This window comes from Nonomuraea sp. H19 (assembly GCF_052068215.1).
Lineage (GTDB): Bacteria > Actinomycetota > Actinomycetes > Streptosporangiales > Streptosporangiaceae > Nonomuraea.
The window spans coordinates 135,348-151,399 of sequence record NZ_JBQHCV010000001.1; the positions used below are offsets into that span (position 1 = coordinate 135,348).

Sequence of the window (16,052 nt, forward strand, 5' to 3'; positions counted from 1 at the left end):
TTCTGCCGATGTTGCGACACTACGTCGGGGCGGGGGCGCCCTGGAAGAGGCGCCCCCCTTGTGTCAGTGCGCGCCGGCGGCGGTGCGTACCGCACGGTGGGTCAGGACCCTGGCCAGGTGCCGGCGATAGTCCGGCTGGGCGTGCAGGTCGGCCGGCGGCGAGGTGTCCGCCGCCGCCTCCTCGCACGCCTGCCGCAGCTGATCGCCGAGCGCCATGCCCTGCAGGGCGGACTCGGCCGCACGGGCCCGCAGCGGCGTCGGGCCCATGTTCGTCAGCCCGATCCTGGCTTCGGCGATCGCGCCGTTGGAGCGCTTGACCGCCGCGGCCACGCCGACGATGGCCCACGACTGCGCCGTCCTGTGGAACTTCTCGTAGTGGAAGCCCCACCCCGGGCCGAGCTTCGGGATCTTCACCCCGGCCAGGATCTCGCCGGGCGCCAGCGACGACTCCAGGTAGTCGACGAAGAACTCGGCGGCCGCGATCTCCCGCTCGCCCTGCGCCGACCTGGCCACGAACACGCCGTCGAGGGCCAGCACCACGGCAGGCAGGTCGCCCGCCGGGTCCGAGTGCGCCAGCGAGCCGCCGAACGTGCCCCGGTGCCTGATCGCCGGATCCGCCACCTGGGCGGTGGCCAGCGCCACCAGCGGGCAGCCGGCGGTCACCACGGGCGAGCGCATGACCTCGTCGTGCGTGGCCATCGCGCCGATGTACACATGATCGCCACGATCGTGCACGCCCTTGAGGTCCGCCAGCCGGCCGACGTCGACCAGCTTCGACGGGTACGCCAGCCGCAGCCGCAGCAGCGGCAGCAGCGACTGCCCGCCGGCCAGGACCTTGGCGTCCTCGTCCGCCGCGAGCGCCTGGCTGGCCTCGGCGAGCGAGTCCGGGCGCACGTACTCGAACTGCGCGGGAATCATTGCCGCACTCCTTCCTGCGCCCGTTCCTTGAGGGCCCGCCAGACGCGCTCGGGCGTGCAGGGCATCTCGACGTCGTGGATGCCGAACGGGCGCAGGGCGTCCACGATGGCGTTCACGACGGCCGGAGTCGAGGCGATCGTCCCGGCCTCGCCGACGCCCTTGACCCCGAGCGGGTTGCTGGTCGCCGGGGACTCGGTCCTGCCGAGGGTGAACGCCGGCAGGTCCGCCGCCGACGGCAGCAGGTAGTCGGCCATCGTGGTGGTCAGCAGGTTGCCCTCGGAGTCGTAGACGGCCTCCTCGAACAGCGCCTGCCCGATGCCCTGCGCGATGCCGCCGTGCACCTGGCCCTCGACGATCAGCGGGTTGATCACCTTGCCGACGTCGTCGACCGCCACGTACGAGCGGATCTTCACCATGCCCGTCTCGGTGTCCACCTCCACCGCGCACAGGTGGGTGCCGTGCGGGAAGGAGTAGTTCTCCGGGTCGAACGTGGCGTCGGAGTCCAGCCTGGCCTCCACCCCGTCCGGCAGGTCGTGCGCCGTGAACGCGGCGTAGGCCAGCTCCTGGATGGTCTTCTGCGAGTCCGTGCCGCGCACCTTGAACGCCCCGGCGTCGAACTCCAGGTCGTCGGGCGAGCATTCGAGCACGTGCGCGGCCAGCCTGCGGGCCTTGTCCTTGACCTTGTCGCACGCCTTCAGCACGGCCATGCCGCCCACGACCAGCGATCGTGAGCCGTAGGTGTCCATGCCCTTGTGGGAGATCGCCGTGTCACCGTGCAGCACCGTGACGTCCTCGAACGGCACGCCGAGCGCGTCGGCCACGATCTGGCTCCACGACGTCACGTGACCCTGCCCGTGCGGGGAACTGCCGGTGATGACCTCGACCTTGCCCGTCGGCAGCATCCGCACCGAGCCGTGCTCCCAGCCGCCCGCGGCGTAGTTGGCCTCGCCGAGCAGTCTGGACGGCGCCAGGCCGCACATCTCCGTGAACGTGCTGATGCCGATCCCCAGCTGCACCGGGTCGCCCCTGTCCCGCCGGTCGGCCTGTTCGGCCCGCAGCTTGTCGTAGCCGAACATCGAGGTCGCCTTGTCGGTCGCCGCCTCGTAGTTGCCCGAGTCGTAGGTCAGCCCCGAGATCGTGGTGTACGGGAAGTCCTCATGCTTGATCCAGTTGCGCCTGCGTACCTCCAGCGGGTCCATGCGCAGCTCGGCGGCCAGCTCGTCCATCATCCGCTCGATGCCGAACGTCGCCTCGGGGCGGCCCGCGCCGCGGTAGGCGTCGGTGGGCATCTTGGTGGTGAACACGCCGGTGCAGGCGAACTCGTACGCGTCCATCTTGTAGATGGCGTTGAACATCTGCGCGCCGAGCAGCGGAATCCCCGGCGTGACCAGCATCAGGTAGGCGCCCATGTCGGCCAGCAGGTCCACCTGCAGACCGCGGATGCGCCCGTCGGCGTCGGCGGCCAGCCGGAGGTGCTGGATCTGGTCGCGGCCGTGGTGCACGGTCAGGTTGCCCTCGGAGCGGGACTCGGTCCACTTGACCGGCTTGCCCAGCTTGCGGGCGAGCAGCAGGCAGAGCACCTCCTCCGCGGTGACCTGCAGCTTCGAGCCGAACCCGCCGCCCACGTCGGGCGCGATCACGCGGAGCCGGTGCTCGGGGATGCCGGTCACCACCGCCAGCATGACCCGCAGGATGTGCGGGATCTGGGTGGCCGACCAGATCGTGAACGTCTCGCCGTCGGTGTCGGCCAGGACCGCCCGCGGCTCCATCGCGCTCGGGATGAGTCGCTGCTGGCGGTAGGTCCGGTCGATGACGATGGGAGCGTCCCTGAACGCGGCCTCGATGTCACCCGTGGTGCTCTTCGTCGAGAACGCCTTGTTGCCCGGCTCGTGCACCTTCGGGCTGTCGGCCGCCAGGGCCGCGTTCATGTCGAGCACCGGCGGCAGCGGCTCGTAGTCGATCTCGATGGCCTCCAGGGCGTCGGCCGCCCGGTAGCGGTCGGTCGCGATCACACAGGCCACGGCCTCGCCGACGTACCGCACCTCGGACACGGCCATCGGCGGGTGGTCGGGGATGACGACGTCCTCGCTCACCGGCCACGCGCACGGCAGGCTGCCCTGCTCGGCGGCGAAATCCTGGCCGCTGAACGCCGCCACGACCCCCGGCAGGCCGCGCGCCCCCGTGACGTCGACCTTGGTGATCCTGGCGTGCGCCATCGGGCTGCGCAGGAACATCACGTGCAGCGTGCCCGGGCGCGAGAGATTGTCCGTCCACTGCGTGCGCCCCGTCAGGAGTCTGGTGTCCTCCTTGCGCTTCCTCGGCCGGCCCACCTCTTGCATCGTCATGGCGTGGTCACCGCCTGACCCATCTCCTGGGCGCCCCTGCGTACGGCGCGGACGATGTTGCAGTAGCCGGTGCACCGGCAGAGGTTGCCCTCCAGGCCCTGCCTGATCGTCTCCTCCGACGGCTCGGGATCCTCCCGGAGCAGGTCGATCGCGGCCATGACCATGCCCGGCGTGCAGTAGCCGCACTGCAGCGCGTGCTCTTCGTGGAAGGCCTGCTGCATCGGGTGCATCGACCCGTTGACGCCCAGGCCCTCGATGGTGACGACATCGCAGCCGTCGGCCTGCACCGCCAGCACGGAGCAGCTCTTCACGCTCTTGCCGTCCAGCATGACCGTGCAGGCGCCGCAGTTGCTGGTGTCGCAGCCGACAGGGGTGCCGGTCTTCCCCAGTCGTTCTCGTAGTAGGTGGACGAGCAGGAGTCGCGGCTCGACGTCTTCCTCGTACTTGACTCCGTCGACGGTGACGGTGATTCGGGGCATGCGTCCTCCCTCAGAACCAGGGGAAAGGCGGACATACCCGAACCTACGCCGGTGTTTATCCCGGTCAAGGGTTAGTTATGACGGACCGCCTTGGCGATGATCGCCACAAGCCCTGCGAAAGCCAGTCCCAGCACCATGACGCTGATCAGGACCAGCCAATCCCTGATCGCGCCTGTCACCAGCAAAATGCCCAGGACGACGAACAGCATGCCACTGAGCAGGGCCATCCAGTCGGTCTTGTGGAGCTGCCTGGGCCGCTCGACCTCACGCGGCACGGCGCACCACCATGTCCCCCATTCCGCCCCGCAGATTGAGCACGATCGTGGAGACCTCGCCCTTCGGTTTCGTCTCGGGCTCGAGCACCTTGTCGAAGCGGATGTCCACGCCGCCCCTGATCGACTGGCCGACCTCGATGTCGCCGACCTTGTTCACGGCGTGCACCTCCACCTTGGCCGTGGGCGGCACGATCACCTCCAGTTCGCCGAACGACACCGCGGCGTTCACCGTCGCCGTCGTCCCCGGCGCCAGCTTCAGCTCCGACAGGTCCAGCGTGCCATCTCCGATGCCGACGTCGTAGAGGCGGCTCACCTCTGCGAGCGTGGTCGGCGCCCACTCGGACGGCCCGATCTTCTTCGGCAGGCCGCCCAGCATCAACGCCATGCTCACGATCAGCGCGACCGCGGTGCCGGCGGCCACCAGCCCGGCGCCGCGTCCCCACCAGGCCGCGACCAGCAGGCCGGCGCCGATGGTGATGAGCATCGCGCCGCCGACGATGGTCGGGCTCAGTCCGGCGGCCGACCTGGCTTGGACCGCCACGACGATCCCTCCAATGATGAGTGTCAGCAGGATGGTGATGACGCCGATGACCGACTTCGGCCGCTGCTTGCGCTCCCTCCTCGGGAGCGGGCGGCCGTACAGTCCGGGGTCGTACGGCGCCTGGCCCGTCCCGCGCTTGGCCGGGTCGAGCGGCTGGTAGGGACCCTTGGGCGCGAAAGGCGCGCCGTAGCTGGTGTAGTCGACGGCGGTCTTGGGCTGCGGGCGGTAGGCGGCCGGCTGGTGCGGCGGGACGGGGTGCTCGGCGGTCACCGCGTCATCCGAGGCACGCGCCGCCCACTCCTCCTCGGCGGGAGCCGTTGCCTCGCCGGCCCGGGTGGCTTCATCGGCCGTGGCCGCCTCAGCAGGCGTTTCGCCGGCCGACACCCCCTCAGCAGGCGTTTCGACGGCCGGCACCGCTTCGGCGTGCGCGGTCCGGTCCGCTTCAGCCGCGGGCGGGACGGTGGGCGCCGGGCGGGCGGTGGGCGCGGGCCGCGGCGAAGCAGCGGGCGGCACCGTCGGGGTGGGCGTGGGTCGCACCGGGGGAGTCACGTCCGGGGGGGCGTAGGACGGCGCGGCCTGCTCCGCGGTGCGCCGCCGGTTGAGCCTTTGCGGCATCGACCGGGCCAGCCCGAGCAGATCCACCCCGCTGGAGTGCGCCGCCAGCAGCGCCACCGCGAGGAACATGCCCACCACGAGCGTGCCCGTGTCGATCCAGACCGAGGCCAGGTTGATCGCGAGCCCGAACGCCAGCACCGCCGTGAGCAGCGCCATCACGGTCTCGCCGTCGAAGTCGCGGCGGGTCCACTGCTCGATGATGCCCGGCCCGCCGTTCGGCTCCTTCATCAGCAGGAACGCCGCGAGATAGAGGAACAGGCCGACGCCCGAGCCGAGCAGCAGCACCGCGAAGGCCACGCGGAACACCACGGGGTCGATGCCGGTATACCGCCCGAGGCCCGCGCACACTCCCATGAGGAAGCGTCCCTCGCTGCTGCGTCTCAGCACCTTCGGGGGAGTGGTGGGTTGCCTGGGCGGAGCTTCTGCCATGCAACCATCGTGGACCCACGCGCGTTGTGCTCGCATCCGGGACACCCCTGACCCGACCCGGGGGTTGTTCCCTGATGCCCGCGGTGCCCGCGACGTGTGACTATGGCCATGTTATGGCTGACCAGAAGACACTTGCCGAGCCCAGTGGCGACACGCCTTATCGGCGGATGATGCGCCCCATGGAGGGCCGCTTGCTCGGCGGCGTGGCCCAGGGGCTGGCCACGCAGCTCTCGCTTGATCCCGTGGTGATCAGGCTGATGTTCGTGCTGCTCAGCATCGTCGACGGGGCCGGCATGGTGGCGTACGCGGTGCTGTGGATGATCACGCCGCGGCAGCCGTACGAGGGGCAGCCACCGCAGCGGGACTGGAGCCAGCTCGCGGCGTTCACCGCGATCGGGGTGGCGCTGTCCGCGTTCAGCTGGCTCACGAGGGCCTCCCAGGGCGGGATCGGCATGCTGCCGTTCGCGGTGGGCGGGATCGGCGCGCTGATCCTCTGGCAGCAGGCCGATCCGGAACGCCGCAGAAACTGGATGAGCGGGGCGGCGCTCAGCATCAGGAAGAACCGGGTACGCACGGTGCTCGGCGTGGTGCTCGTCGTGATCGGCGCGGCCGGCTTCCTGTATTCGGAGGGAGAGCTGGCCCAGGCCAGGCCGGGGCTGCTGTTCACGGTCGTGGTCGTCGGCGGTCTGGCGGTCATCGCCGCGCCGTGGCTCGCGGGCCTGTGGAAGGAACTGCAGCTGGAGCGGCGCGAGCGCATCAGGCAGGAGGAGCGCGCCGAGGTCGCCGCCATGGTGCACGACTCGGTGCTGCACACGCTCACGCTCATCCAGCGCGTGGCCCACGATCCGCGCGAGGTCACCCGGCTGGCCCGCTCCCAGGAGCGCGAGCTGCGCAACTGGCTCTACCAGCCCGCGCAGGACGCCGACGCCACGCTGGCGGCCGCCGTACGCAGGATCGCGGCCGAGGAGGAGGACGCGCACGGCGTACCCATCGAGGTCGTCTGCGTCGGCGACATCGCGATCGACCCGGCGGGCAAACTGGCGGCCACGTTGAAGGCGGCCAGGCAGGCGATGGTCAACGCCGCCAAATACTCTGAAAGTCCATCTATTTCCGTGTATGCAGAAGTAGAGGGTGAAGAGATCACGATTTTCGTGAAGGATCGGGGCAAGGGCTTCGATCTGGAGGCGGTCCCGCTCGACCGGATGGGGATCAGGGAGTCCATCATCGGGAGAATGGAACGTCACGGAGGCGCGGCCAGGGTACGCACCGAGCCCGGCGAGGGCACAGAGGTGATGTTGACGATGAAGGTGGAGAAAGCATGACGCGCGTGTTGATCGTCGACGATCACCGGTTGTTCCGGTCCGGCGTGCGCGCCGAGCTGGGCGAGGCGATCGAGGTGGTGGGCGAGGCCGAGGACGTGGAGTCGGCCGTCAAGGCGATCGCCGAGCACCAGCCCGATGTCGTGCTGCTGGACGTGCACATGCCGGGCGGTGGCGGCCAGGAGGTGCTGCGCCGTGTCCTCGGCTCGGGCTCCCAGGTGCGCTTCCTCGCCCTGTCGGTCTCCGACGCCGCCGAGGACGTCATCGGCGTGATCAGGGGCGGTGCCCGCGGCTACGTCACCAAGAACATCAGCGGCAAGGAGCTGACCGACGCCATCCGCCGGGTGGCCGACGGGGACGCGGTCTTCTCGCCGCGGCTGGCGGGGTTCGTGCTGGACGCGTTCGCCTCGTCGGAGGCGCCGTCGATCGACCCCGAGCTCGACTCGCTGACGCAGCGCGAGCGCGAGGTGCTGCGGCTGATCGCGCGCGGGTACGCGTACAAGGAGATCGCCAAGGAGCTGTTCATCTCGGTCAAGACCGTGGAGACCCACGTGTCGTCGGTGCTGCGCAAGCTGCAGCTCTCCAACCGTCACGAGCTGTCCCGCTGGGCCACTGCGCGCCGCCTGGTCTAGGCCGGTACGGCCGCGTTTGGACCGTTACAGGATAGTTATCCGTTTTCGGCTACGAAACAGGAGTTTCAGGTGTCACACAAGGAGGTGGATCGAAGCATATTAGTCCAGGAGTAACACCTTTGAACCGCGTCCCCCGGATGCTGCCCGCCTTGGTCGCACTGGTCACCGTGACGGCCTGTGCGGCGGAAAGCGTACCCGTCCCCGCCCCGCGAGCCGCGGCCTCTCAACACGCCGCCGCTCCTGCCGCCGCCGCCCGCGTCGGCGCCACGGCTCCGGCGAAGAAGATCAAGCTCGGCATCGCCGACATCACTCCCATGGGGGAGAAGACCGAGAAGGTCGGCGTCGGTTTCCCGATCATCGTCACCTTCGACCGCGACGTCAAAGACAAGGCGGCCGTCGAGGCGCTGCTAGAGGTGGAGGCGGAGAAGCCGGTCGAGGGCGCCTGGCGCTGGGTGTCGCCCCGCAAGATCATCTACCGGACGAAGACGTACTGGAAGCCGTACCAGAAGGTGCTCTTCACCGCGCGGCTGTCCGAGCTCCCCGGCAACAAGGGCGCCAAGGACGTCTCCCGCCGCTTCGCCGTGGGCGCCCAGAACATCTCGCTGGTGGACACCCGCAAGCACACGATGAAGGTCTACCGCAACGGCAAGCTGGCCAAGAAGATCCCGATCAGCGCAGGCAGGGGCGGGCTGATCAAGAACGGCGTGGACGTCTACCTGACCACGAGCGGCGTGCACCTCACGATGGGCAAGAAGGCCGTCGAGACCATGACCTCCTCCTGGCTCGGCGTGACGGACCCGAAGGACCCGCGCTACTACAAGGAGGAGATCCCGTGGGCGGTGCGCATCTCCGCCAGCGGCGAGTACGTCCACCAGAGCGCCGGCTACTACCAGTATCTGGGCCGGTCGAACCAGAGCCACGGCTGCGTCCGCGCCACCCCGGCCGGCGCCAAGTGGTTCTACACGATCGCCCAGCGCGGTGACGTCGTCAAGATCACCGGCACGAAGCGCAAGCTGCAGTGGGACAACGGCTGGAGCTACTGGCAGCTCAACTGGACCCAGTGGAAGAAGGGCAGCGCGCTGTAAGGGCCGGCCGCTGCGGCGGGGGACGCCCGCCGCAGCCTAGGCGTGCCTCACAGCTTCTCGAGCGGCGCGTACGCCAGCAGCAGCGTCTTCTCCCCGCCGCTGCCGAAGTCGACCTTGACCTTGGTCTTCTCCGCCACCCCGTCCACGGACACCACCGTGCCCAGCCCGAACGCGTCGTGCGAGACCCGGTCCCCAGGCGTCAACGTGGGCATCGTGCGCCCGCCCGCACCGCCGCTCTTCGCCGGCGCGGGCCGGGCGGCGGGCTCTCGCCGGGTGGCCGCGCTCCAGGCCGACTTCTCCGGATCGGTGCGCCATTCGATGAGCTTGCCCGGCACCTCGCTGACGAAGCGCGAGGCCGGATTGAACGACGGCGACCCCCACGAGCTGCGCACGGCCGCCCGCGTGAGGTAGAGCCGCTGCTGCGCCCGGGTGATCCCGACGTAGGCCAGCCGCCGCTCCTCCTCCAGTTCCTTCGGCTCGCCCAGCGACCGGATGTGCGGGAAGACCCCGTCCTCCATGGCCGTCAGGAAGACGACGGGGAACTCCAGCCCCTTGGCCGTGTGCAGGGTCATCAGCGTGACGACCCCCTGCCCGCCGTCCGCGTCGGGGATCTGGTCGGCGTCGGCCACCAGCGACACCTGCTCCAGGAACTCCACCAGCGTCCCCTCCGGATTGGCCTCCTCGAACTCCGAGGCCACGGAGATGAGCTCGTTGAGGTTTTCCAGCCGGGACTCGTCCTGCGGATCCTCCGACGCCTCCAGCTCGGCGCGATAGCCGGTGGCCACCAGCACCTCCTCGGCCAGCGCCGACGGCGGCATGCCCGCGCCCTTGCCGATCAGCTCCTCGATCAGCGCCACGAACTCGCGCACTGCGTTGAGCGAACGCGTCGCCATGCCATAGGCCTCATCGGCCCGGCGCAGCGCCTCCCAGTATGGGATGCGCTCACGCGACGACAGCGCCTCGATCATCGCCTCCGCGCGCTCGCCGATGCCGCGCTTGGGCACGTTGAGAATGCGCCGCAACGACACCACGTCGGCCGGATTGGCCAGCACGCGCAGGTAGGCCAGCAGGTCCTTGACCTCCTTGCGCTCGTAGAAGCGCACGCCCCCGACCACTTTGTACGGCAGTCCGGTGCGAATGAAGATCTCCTCGAACACACGGGAGGCGGCGTTGGTCCGGTAGAAGATCGCCACGTCGCTCGGCTTGACGCCGTCCTCGTCGCAGAGCCGGTCGACCTCCTGCGCCACGAACATGGCCTCGTCGTGCTCGTTGTCGGCGACGTATCCCACGATCTTGGGACCGTCGCCCTGGTCCGACCAGAGGTTCTTGGGCTTGCGCGACTCGTTGCGCGAGATCACGGCATTGGCCGCGGCCAGGATGTTCTGGGTCGATCGGTAGTTCTGCTCCAGCAGGATGGTCCGCGCGTCCGGGTAGTCCCGCTCGAACTCCAGGATGTTGCGGATCGTGGCGCCGCGGAAGGCGTAGATCGACTGGTCGGCGTCGCCCACCACGCACAGCTCGGACTGGTCGGCCCCCGACCGCACGAGATCGCCGTCGGTCGTGCGCAACTCGGGATGCCCCACCAGCTCCCGGATCAGGATGTATTGGGCGTGGTTGGTGTCCTGATATTCGTCCACCAGCACGTGCCTGAACCGCATCCGGTAGTGCTCGGCCACCTCGGGGAAGAGCTGGAACAACGTCACCGTGTTCATGATGATGTCGTCGAAGTCCATCGCCCCGGCCTCGGTCAGCTTGAGCTGATAGGCCTTGTACGCCTGCGCGAGCGTCTTCTCCAGATGCGAGCCGGCCTTCTCCATCGCCGTCTCGTAGTCGATCAGCTCGTTCTTGAAGTTGCTGACCTGCGCCGAGAACGACCGCGGCGGATAGCGCTTCGGATCGAGGTCCATCTCCCTGCAGACCATCGCCATGAGCCGCTGCGAGTCGGCCTGGTCGTAGATCGAGAAGCTGGACGGGAACCCGAGCCGCTTGGCCTCGCGCCGCAGGATGCGCATGCACGCGCTGTGGAACGTCATCACCCACATGGCCTTGGACCGCGGCCCGACCAGCTTGTCGATGCGCTCCTTCATCTCGCGCGCGGCCTTGTTGGTGAAGGTGATGGCGAGGATCTCGCCCGGATGCACGTCGCGCTCGGCCAGCATGTAGGCGATGCGGTGGGTGAGCACCCGCGTCTTCCCGGACCCCGCCCCCGCCACGATGAGCAGCGGACTGCCGTGATGGATCACGGCCTCCCGCTGCTGCGGGTTGAGACCGTCGAGCAAGGGGTGGTCAACAGAGACTTGGGTCTGCACCTACCTAGGTTAAGACGCCCCACCGACAACCGGCGCCCGGAATGCGATCGCCGGGGTGCGGGTTGTCCACCAATGAAGAGTCAAGAAAGGGGAGCCATGCTGCCGGAAGGCGAGATCAACCGGGTACTTGTCGTGACCGCTCATCCTGATGACGCCGATTTCGGCTCCGCGGGGAGCGTGGCGTTGTTCGTCGACAAGGGTGTGGAGGTCACCTACCTGCTGGTCACGGACGGTGACGCGGGTGGCAACGAACGTACCTTGGACAATTCCGGCATGGCCGAGCTCCGCAGAACCGAGCAACGCGCCGCGGCCAAGGCCGTCGGCGTCACGGACGTGCGCTTCCTCGGCTATGCGGACGGGCAGGTGGTCCCCTCACTGGAGCTCAGGCGCGACATCGCCCGCGTGATCCGCCAGGTCAGACCGGAGCTGGTCATCACCCACCACCCGGACCGCAACTACCAGTTCATCGCCCCCAGCCACCCCGACCACCGCGCCGTCGGCGGCGCCGCCCTCGACGCGGTCTACCCGGACGCCCGCAACCCCTACGCCTTCCCCGAACTGCTGCAGCAGGAGGGGCTGGAAGCGTGGACGGTGCGAGAGGTCTGGCTGAACGGCGGCTCGACACCCAACCACTGGGTGGACATCACCGAAGCCATCGACCGCAAGCTCGCGGCCTTGCAGTCGCATGTGAGCCAGGTCGCGCACGTGGAGGGTTTCGCCGATTTCGTCAAGAGCCGCTTCGCCGCCTGGGCCCAGCAGGCCGGTCTCGGCGAGGGCCGCTACGCGGAGGCCTTCCAGGTCGTCCCCACGGCCTAGGGACGCTTACGGCACCGAACCGGGCGGCACCACCCAGAGCGAGGGCTGCCCGGTGACGTCGGAGATGATGTCGAAGTCGCGGTCGTAATGCAGGATCGTCGCGCCGTGCACCTCGGCACAGGCGGCGATCAGCAGACCGTTGGGCCCGATGCCGCGGTGTTGCGCGATCTCGATGAGCTGCTTCTGCACCTCTACGGCGCGTGCCTGCACCTCCTGATCGACGGGGAGCATGATGCACTGGCGCTGGGCACGCAAGATGCGCTGATAGTGGGCGTGATCGCGAGCGCTGTAGAACACCTCGAGGTCGATGACGCTACAGGTCGCCACGACCCGGGCCGCGTAGAGCGGATGAAGGGCTTTGGCGACGACGTCGCTGGTGCGGATGCGGGCCAGCGCGCTCTTGTCCAGAAGGTACATCAGTCCTGTCGTCGCCACGCATGCTTCATGACCTCCGGATCCAGCAGGTCCGGACTCCCCTCCGTACGCCAGAACTCGAACGCTTCGATCGCGCTCGCCCTTTCCGCGTCCCTGTCGACGACGGCTTGGAGCGCGGCATGAACCGTTTCCTTCATGGTCGGCGTCCCCAGCTTCCGCTGGGCTGCTTCCAGGAGCTCCTTGTCGATATCGATCACCGTACGCATGCGACAACACCTCCGTGCCTCCACCGGATATCAGAACTTCGATCTTGATGTACACACTCTCCGAAGTCGAATGACTTCAAAGAGTGCGCACAGGAGACGGTAAAGCATCAAGGTCGGCTGCCAGGGAGCGCCCCAGGGTCCGGGGGAGGATCTTCATCCGTCGGGCGAAAACCTTCATCCCCGGAATGATCACAACCTGCGCCGCCACCCGCGAGAAACGGTGTGATCCCTCGTGCGGCGGCTTACTTTCGTCTGGCGGCGATCCGGGCGAAGAGGTAGCCCAGGGAGTTGGTGGCCAGGTGCAGCATGGCCGGGGCCACCAGACCGTTGCGGCGGCGTAGCTCGCAGAACAGCACGCCGGCCGCCGCCGTGGACACCACGCTGCCCGCCACCACCCGGGCCGTGTCCAGGTGGCTGGGGGACTCGGCCGCGGTCAGGGCGCCGAGCGCCGGGTTGGCACGGGCCATGTCGATGGCCGGGAGGATGTGCCAGAGGCCGAACAGGGCCGAGGAGATCGACGTGGCGGCGACCGTGCCGTGACGCTGGCGCAGCATGGCGTAGAGAGCGCCCCTGAAGCCCACCTCTTCCAGCAGCACCGTGCCCATCGGGACCTGGAGCAGGGCCTCCTCCAGGACGCGGGCACGCGACAGCGACAGGGCGCGCTCGTCGTGGAAGAGCGGCCTGGTGCGCTCCCAGGAGATGCCGATCGTGTAGCCGGCGGCCACCGCCGCCGCCAGCGCGCCCCCGGCGATCGCGCCGCGGCGGCCGTGCTCGAAGCCGAGCTCCTCCCACGACAGGCCCGACCTGCGGGCCATGGCCACCAGAGCGGCCGTCGCGGCGGCTGACGTTAAAGGGCCCAGGCGGGGGGCGACCTTGTTGTTCATGATGTTGGCGGCGGCGAGGATGGCGATCGAGCGGAGCAGCACCCTTGCAAGGCTACGTCGCGACCCGCCCGTATCGGCCCGCTCCGCGCGACATCTGAACCCCTGAGCCTTGGACTGGCCGGGGGCGCGCCGAGATCGGTGGCGCGCCGGCCCAGGGCGTCAGGAGGCGGCCGAGTTGCGCCAGCCCTCGGGGAAGCGGGCGCGGCGGCGTTCCTCGGGTGTGAGGCCGCCCCAGATGCCCTCTGCCTCGCCGGCGCGTAATGCGTAGGCTCGGCACTCCTTCATGACCTGGCAGCCGGCGCAGACCGCTTTGGCCCGCGCCTCCTGCAGGGGCGAGGGGGCTGGAGGGAAGAAGAGGTCAGGATCGCTGGATCTGCACGCCCCCTTGCGCAGCCAGCCGATGTCCTGCGATGGCATGGATCCAAGGTAAGGCGTGGTCGTGATCGACCACATCATCCTTTGGGTTGATCGGGACGTACATCCTCAGCAGGCGCCGACCCCGTTCCGGTACCCCTTGGCGAACGACGCCTGCCGCTGCTCCGCCGTGCCGTGGGCGGCCGGGTCGAGCCAGTCGTCCGTGGGATCGCCCGCGGCGGCCAGGCTGAGCAGCAGTTCGCTGTCGTCGCCCGGTTCGGCTCGCAGCGCACCCGAGTTGACCAGGGCCGACAGGGTGCCGCCCGCGTAGCAGTCGGCTTGAAGCTCCATCCGTACGTTCAGCTCCAAGTCCGTACGAAGCTGGACCTGCACGGCATGCCCGAACTCATGAGGAATGATCAGATAGACTGACCCGTCGCCCATCTCGCTCCACAACGCCTCCATCCAGTCCTGGTCGTAGGCGATGAAGTGCCCCTTGGGGCAGTAGTAGGCGTTGTTCGGCGCGGATGGCCGATCGCCGCAGGCCGGTCCCGAGCGCCCCGAGTAGGGGATGAAGTCGGAGAGGGGCCGATAAGTGCGGCCCAGCCGGTCGAACTGCTGCTTCCAGAACTGCTCCGTCAGCGTCCGCGCCGTACGGACGTCGTCCTCGAACGAGTCCTGCTCCGCCGTGTCCATGGACGGCTGGGGCGCGACGCCGCAGGCGGTGAGCAACAGCGCCAGGACGACGATCAGCGGACGGGACCCGGGCATCACACGTCCCATGTGTGCACGGGGTCGTTGCTGTGCATCCGCTCGATGTACTCCAGAGTCATGGCCCGCAGCGCCTCGTGCCGGTCCCCTCCCTGGGCGCGTACGCGATCCACCTGCCAGCTCGCCCCGGTACGTCCTGCCAGGCAGCGGCCCTCGATGATGCCCAGCAGCCGGTCGGCGACGGGACGGTCGACGCCCCATTCGGCGAGCCCTTCGTGCGCGATGGGCAGCAGGCGGCGCAGGATCAGCTCGGCCGCGGGCACCTCGCCCATCCCCGGCCAGTAGAGCCGCGCGTCGATGCCGTGCCGGGCGGCGGCGCCGAGATTGTCCTCCGCCGCGCGGAACGACATCCGGCTCCAGATCGGCCGCTCGTCGTACGGCAGCACGCGCATCAGACCGTAGTAGAAGGCGGCGTTCGCGGCGATGTCGGCCACCGTGGGGCCGGCGGGCAGGACGCGGTTCTCCACGCGCAGGTGCGGAACGCCGTTCACCACCGCGTACACGGGCCGGTTCCAGCGGTAGATCGTGCCATTGTGCAGTGTCAGCTCGTGGAGCTGCGGGATGCGGCCCTCTTCGAGCTCGGCGCGCGGATCCTCGTCCTCGCAGAGGGGGAGCAGGGCCGGGTAGTAGCTGACGTTCTCCTCGAACAGGTCGAAGACGCTCGTGATCCACCGCTCGCCGAACCACACGCGCGGCCGCACGCCCTGCGCCTTCAACTCGTCCGGTCGCGTGTCCGTGGCCTGCTCGAACAGCGCGATCCTGGTCTCGCGGTGCAGCTCCTTGCCGAACAGGTAAGGGGAGTTGGCCGCGACCGCGACCTGCGCTCCCGCGATGACCTGGGCGGCGTTCCAATTCGCGGCGAACGCCTCCGGGCTGACCTGCAGGTGGAGCTGCACGCTCGTGCAGGCGGCCTCGGGCGCGAGGCTGTCGGCGTGCGTGTCGAGGCGTTCGACGCCCTCGATGCACAGGTGCAGGTCCTCGCCGCGGGCGGCGAAGATCTGCTCGTTGAGCAGGCGGTAGCGGGGGTTCGCGGAGAGCGTGCCCTCGCCGATGTCCTCTTCGCGCAGCGTGGGCAGGATGCCGGTCAGGACCAGGTGGCCGCCCTGGGAGCGGGCGCGTTCCTCGGCGTGGTTGAGTCTTGCCCGGACGTCGTTCTCCAGGCGGAGCGGGCCGTCGCCGCTCAGCTCCTGGGGCGCGACGTTGATCTCGACGTTGAACTGGCCCAGCTCCGTGGCCCAGTCAGGCTGTTCGATCGCGGCGAGCACCTCGGCGTTGCGCATGCAGGCCTCGCCGTACGCGTCCACGATGTTGAGCTCGATCTCCAGGCCGGCGAGCGGGCGTTCGAGTTCGAAGCGAGATTCGCGCAGCATCTGGGCGAAGACGTCGAGACACCGTCGCACCTTTTCCCGATACTTCCGGCGATCATCGCGACTGAACACAACGACCGGCACGTCCCTGCCCATACCACGAAATGTCGCACGCCAACGCCCGAAAGACCAGGCCAAACGCCTCCCGACCTGCAAACTTTCCCAGGACACAGCCCTGCCGTGAGACGCGGAGCCCGCCCAGCCGTGACCACGGAGCCGGCCTGCAGCGCCGGCGCTCAGCCGCCATCAGCCCCAGAAGTTAGGGTGCTGGG

16 protein-coding genes are annotated in these 16,052 nt (G+C 69.0%); 4 read left to right on the top strand and 12 right to left on the bottom strand.

Going from position 1 to position 16,052, the window contains the following annotated elements; translation table 11 throughout:
• Positions 1-63: 63 nt before the first annotated feature.
• The 5 genes from ACTMTI_RS00700 to ACTMTI_RS00720 form a co-directional block, all read right to left on the bottom strand.
• On the bottom strand, positions 64-918 hold the full coding sequence (locus tag ACTMTI_RS00700) for an FAD binding domain-containing protein (protein WP_441117477.1): 855 nt from the start codon (positions 916-918) through the stop codon (positions 64-66).
• Complete coding sequence (locus ACTMTI_RS00705; protein WP_441117478.1) at positions 915-3,263, bottom strand: xanthine dehydrogenase family protein molybdopterin-binding subunit; 2,349 nt, start codon at positions 3,261-3,263, stop codon at positions 915-917. The genes ACTMTI_RS00700 and ACTMTI_RS00705 overlap by 4 nt, the downstream gene beginning before the upstream one ends.
• Entirely contained in the window at positions 3,260-3,742 is a 483-nt protein-coding gene (locus tag ACTMTI_RS00710; RefSeq protein ID WP_441117479.1) for a (2Fe-2S)-binding protein, read from the bottom strand. The genes ACTMTI_RS00705 and ACTMTI_RS00710 overlap by 4 nt, the downstream gene beginning before the upstream one ends.
• 71 nt (positions 3,743-3,813) lie before the next feature.
• Positions 3,814-4,017, bottom strand: coding sequence for a hypothetical protein (locus ACTMTI_RS00715; RefSeq protein WP_441117480.1), 204 nt, complete (start codon positions 4,015-4,017; stop codon positions 3,814-3,816).
• Positions 4,007-5,602, bottom strand: a complete 1,596-nt coding sequence (locus ACTMTI_RS00720) for a PspC domain-containing protein (RefSeq protein ID WP_441117481.1) — start codon at positions 5,600-5,602, stop codon at positions 4,007-4,009. Before ACTMTI_RS00720 ends, ACTMTI_RS00715 begins: the two co-directional genes overlap by 11 nt.
• Positions 5,603-5,715: 113 nt before the next feature.
• Between ACTMTI_RS00720 and ACTMTI_RS00725 the strand changes: the two genes are divergently transcribed.
• The 3 genes from ACTMTI_RS00725 (at position 5,716) to ACTMTI_RS00735 (ending at position 8,638) form a co-directional block, all read left to right on the top strand.
• Entirely contained in the window at positions 5,716-6,924 is a 1,209-nt protein-coding gene (locus tag ACTMTI_RS00725; protein WP_441117482.1) for an ATP-binding protein, read from the top strand.
• A complete protein-coding gene (locus ACTMTI_RS00730) occupies positions 6,921-7,553 on the top strand; it encodes a response regulator (RefSeq protein WP_441117483.1) in 633 nt (210 codons plus the stop codon). The genes ACTMTI_RS00725 and ACTMTI_RS00730 overlap by 4 nt, the downstream gene beginning before the upstream one ends.
• Positions 7,554-7,672: 119 nt before the next feature.
• Complete coding sequence (locus ACTMTI_RS00735; protein ID WP_441117484.1) at positions 7,673-8,638, top strand: L,D-transpeptidase; 966 nt, start codon at positions 7,673-7,675, stop codon at positions 8,636-8,638.
• A gap of 47 nt (positions 8,639-8,685) precedes the next feature.
• Here the strand turns inward: ACTMTI_RS00735 and pcrA are convergent, their stop codons facing one another.
• Positions 8,686-10,947, bottom strand: coding sequence for a DNA helicase PcrA (gene pcrA / locus ACTMTI_RS00740; protein ID WP_441117485.1), 2,262 nt, complete (start codon positions 10,945-10,947; stop codon positions 8,686-8,688).
• A gap of 96 nt (positions 10,948-11,043) precedes the next feature.
• Here pcrA and ACTMTI_RS00745 point away from each other — a divergent pair, with 96 nt between their 5' ends.
• On the top strand, positions 11,044-11,763 hold the full coding sequence (locus ACTMTI_RS00745) for a PIG-L deacetylase family protein (RefSeq protein WP_441117486.1): 720 nt from the start codon (positions 11,044-11,046) through the stop codon (positions 11,761-11,763).
• 6 nt (positions 11,764-11,769) lie between these two features.
• Here ACTMTI_RS00745 and ACTMTI_RS00750 read toward each other — a convergent pair whose 3' ends face one another.
• From ACTMTI_RS00750 to ACTMTI_RS00775, 6 genes are all read right to left on the bottom strand, one after another.
• Positions 11,770-12,198: a PIN domain nuclease gene (locus tag ACTMTI_RS00750; protein WP_441117488.1), complete on the bottom strand. Its 429-nt coding sequence runs from the start codon at positions 12,196-12,198 to the stop codon at positions 11,770-11,772.
• Positions 12,180-12,404, bottom strand: a complete 225-nt coding sequence (locus ACTMTI_RS00755) for a type II toxin-antitoxin system VapB family antitoxin (protein WP_441117489.1) — start codon at positions 12,402-12,404, stop codon at positions 12,180-12,182. The genes ACTMTI_RS00750 and ACTMTI_RS00755 overlap by 19 nt, the downstream gene beginning before the upstream one ends.
• A 242-nt stretch (positions 12,405-12,646) precedes the next feature.
• A complete protein-coding gene (locus ACTMTI_RS00760) occupies positions 12,647-13,330 on the bottom strand; it encodes a lysostaphin resistance A-like protein (RefSeq protein WP_441117490.1) in 684 nt (227 codons plus the stop codon).
• Positions 13,331-13,447: 117 nt separating this feature from the next.
• On the bottom strand, positions 13,448-13,705 hold the full coding sequence (locus ACTMTI_RS00765) for a WhiB family transcriptional regulator (protein WP_441117491.1): 258 nt from the start codon (positions 13,703-13,705) through the stop codon (positions 13,448-13,450).
• Between the two features lie 66 nt (positions 13,706-13,771).
• Positions 13,772-14,413 carry a neutral zinc metallopeptidase gene (locus ACTMTI_RS00770; protein WP_441117493.1) on the bottom strand — a complete coding sequence of 214 codons (642 nt, stop codon included), beginning with the start codon at positions 14,411-14,413 and terminating at the stop codon, positions 13,772-13,774.
• The gene (locus ACTMTI_RS00775; protein WP_441117494.1) at positions 14,413-15,813 is read right to left on the bottom strand and encodes a glutamate--cysteine ligase; all 1,401 of its coding nucleotides are present in this window, start codon (positions 15,811-15,813) and stop codon (positions 14,413-14,415) included. Before ACTMTI_RS00775 ends, ACTMTI_RS00770 begins: the two co-directional genes overlap by 1 nt.
• Between the last annotated feature and the right edge of the window lie 239 nt (positions 15,814-16,052).